This window comes from Cellulomonas sp. EB106-03-03-XG116 (assembly GCF_058792015.1).
Genome location: NZ_JBYTEP010000088.1, coordinates 1 through 2,949, shown reverse-complemented (window position 1 = coordinate 2,949; position 2,949 = coordinate 1). Strand labels below are relative to the sequence as shown.

Here is a 2,949-nt window from a genome sequence, read left to right as displayed (position 1 = left end):
TCGTGGGCTCGGAGATGTGGGTAATAGACCGACACCCGGTCGCGCCGCCGGAGCCGATCAGGCCGCGGTCGCGGTCGACCGCTGCCGGCGACGGTACGCCGCCGCCGTCAGGAGCGCGCCGAACAGCAGCAGCGCGACGGCGTAGCCGACCGCGTCACCGGGCTCGGCGCCCGTGGTGGCCAGGCTGCCGGACGCGGCGTCGCACTCGACCTCCGCACCGAGCGGCAGCGTGAACGCCACCGGGTCGAGCGCCGCGCCGGCGGCGTAGAACCCCTGGAACACGGTCGCGCCGGCCTGGGTCAGCGTCGCCGGGACGCCGGACCACGCCACCTGCGCGGCGCCCGAGGACGCCGAGCCGGCGGACAGGTCCAGGGTGGCGATCGCCACGCGGGACGAGCCGGACGGGCTCGCGACCGTCATCGTCAGCGTCGCCGACGAGGCGCTCGTGACCCGGACCGTCGGGTTCGAGAACGTCAGGTCGAGCTGGCCGGCGTGCCCGGTGAACTGCACGCCGCCCGACCAGGAGGCCGAGCCCACGTCACCGGCGGTGTTGTACCGCCCGGTGCCGCCGGACCAGGTCCACGGGCCGGAGCCCGAGACGCCGGACGCGTTGATCGACCCGTTCGCGACCGGGCCGGTGACGTAGCTGCGGAACGAGTCCCGCACGCCCCAGGTGAACGACGCCCCGGACACGGCCCGGGCCACGCAGGTCGGCGCCGCGGCCTGGACGGTGATCGGGAACTCGAGCGTCTGGCCCGCCCCGATCAGCACGAGCGTGTGCGCCCCCGCCGGCGTGGACGCCGGGATGGTGAACGTCGCCGCGACGGTCCCCGACGCGTCGGCGGTCAGCGTCGCCAGCAGGACCGGGTCGGAGTGCAGCTCCAGGCGGATGCCGGCCTCGCCCGCGCCGAACCCGTTCGCGGTCAGGGTGAGCTCGCCGCCCGCGGTGACCGCGCCCGCCGCCGTCAGCCCCTGGACCTCGCGCACCGGCGCCGGGTCGGCGTCGCCGCCGGGCAGGGTCGGCGTGGTCGGGACCGTCGGGGTGGTCGGGACGGTCGGCGTGCCGCAGTCCGTGGCCGCCCCGAGCGGCAGCGTGAACGACACCGGGTCGAGCGGCGCGCCGGCCGGGTAGAACCCGGCGAACGCGGTGCTGCCCGCGGCGGTCAGCGTCGCGGGGACGCCGGACCAGGCGACCTTCGAGGCCGTCGACCCCGCGGTGCCGCCCGCCAGGTCGAGCGTGGCGACCTCGACGCGGGTGGCCGCACCGGTGCCGGAGGAGACCGACATGAGCAGCGACGCCGTGGTGGCGCCGGTGACCCGCACCTCGGGACTCGCGAACGTGAGGTCGAGCGCGCCGTCGTGGCCGGTGAACCGGACGCCGCCGGACCACGCGGACGTCGCCAGGCCGGCCGCGTCGACCTGGCCCGTGCCGGCGGACCAGGTCCACGGGCCGGTGCCGGTCACGCCGGTGGTGCTGATCGAGCCGCTCGCGATCGGGCTCGTGATGTAGGAGCGGAACGACTCGCGCACGCCCCAGGAGAAGGTGGCGCCGGTGATCGCGACGCAGCTGGGCGCCGGGGTCCCGCCACCGGGGGTGCCGGGGGCGCCGGGCGTCTCGCCGCCCTCGCCGCCGCCGGGGTTCTCCCCGCCGGGCGTCTCGCCGCCCGCCGCCGCGAAGGCGATCGGGACCGCGCGCTCGTTGCCCGCCTGGGTGGTGCCGCCGGCGCCGGTGGTGAAGACCGCGAGCGTGCCGCCCGCGAGCGCCTTGGCGTCCAGCGTCGCCTTGTCGACCGTGACGGTCCAGGTGAAGCCCGCGGTGCCGTCGGCGGCGACCGTCCACCTCAGGTAGGGGCTCGTCCCGCTGACGCCCTGCACCCACGCGGAGTAGGCGTTCGTCCGGGCGGACGTGGGAGCGCCCTCCGACGGGCGCCAGGTGCTCGCCAGCCAGCCGACCTGCGCGTAGAACCCGGCGGGCTGGCCCGCGTTCGGGCCGTACTGGCCGAGCGCGCTGGTGTCGTAGCCGGAGCCGGTGATCGTCAGCGTCGCGCCCTCGGGGTCCAGGCCCGTCGTCGGCGTGACGGTCAGCGTCGGCTCGGCCGGGGCCGTCGGCTCCTCGGTGCCGGGCTCCTCGGTGCCGGGCTCCCCGGTGCCCGGCTCCCCGGTGCCCGGCTCCCCGGTGCCCGGCTCCCCGGTCCCCGGCTCCCCGGTGCCCGGCTCCTCGGTCACCGGCTCGGCGAACGCGATCGGCACGGCGACCTCGTTGCCCGCCTGCACCACGCCCTTGCCGCCGACGGTGAACACCGCGAGCTGCCCGCCGTCGAGCGCCACCGCGTCCAGCGCGGCCTTCGTGACGGTCTGGGTCCAGGTGAAGTCGGCGAGGCCGTCGTCGCCGATGGTCCACTGCACGTACTCGCCGCCGGTCGGGGTGTCCTCGACCGCGACGCGGTAGGCGTTCGTCCGCGCGCTGCTCGGCGCCCCCTCGGACGGGCGCCAGGTGCTCGCGAGCCAGCCGATCTGCGCGTACATCCCGGCGGTCATCGGCCCCTGCGTGAACGCGGGGTCGAAGTCCTGGCCGGTGATCGTGATCGTCGCGCCGTCCGGGTCGAGCCCCGTCGTCTGCGACACCGTCAGGGTCGGCGCCGGTGCGGCGACCGCGGGGGTCGCCACGAGCGCGGAGCCCGCGCCCACCACCAGCGCGACCAGCGCGCCGGTCACCGCGCGCCAGGCGCGGGTCCTCGTTCCTCGGTGCATCGTCTCCCTCTCCGGCCCGGGGACCCGGGCGATCGTGCGGGCCGCGCCCCCCGACGGGCCGCGGTCCTCCTCGGTCAGATCTGCTGGTCGCCCGGCGCGGCGCCGGGGGCACCGGGCCCGCCGGGCGCGACCGCCTCGGCCTCCCGGCGGCGCCGGGCCTGTCTCTTCTACCCATCTGACGCTGCCGACGAAGGCCGT

1 protein-coding gene is annotated in these 2,949 nt (G+C 77.2%); it reads right to left on the bottom strand.

What is annotated here, in order from left to right; genetic code table 11:
- Positions 1 to 57: 57 nt before the first annotated feature.
- Positions 58 to 2,751 carry an HtaA domain-containing protein gene (locus AC3WUG_RS18775; RefSeq protein WP_492329056.1) on the bottom strand — a complete coding sequence of 898 codons (2,694 nt, stop codon included), beginning with the start codon at positions 2,749 to 2,751 and terminating at the stop codon, positions 58 to 60.
- Positions 2,752 to 2,949 lie beyond the last annotated feature (198 nt).

Bases quoted from the DNA above. Each gene is read 5' to 3' on its own strand.
- AC3WUG_RS18775 (WP_492329056.1), bottom strand. From the start codon at position 2,751: ATGCACCGAGGAACGAGGACCCGCGCCTGGCGCGCGGTGACCGGCGCG.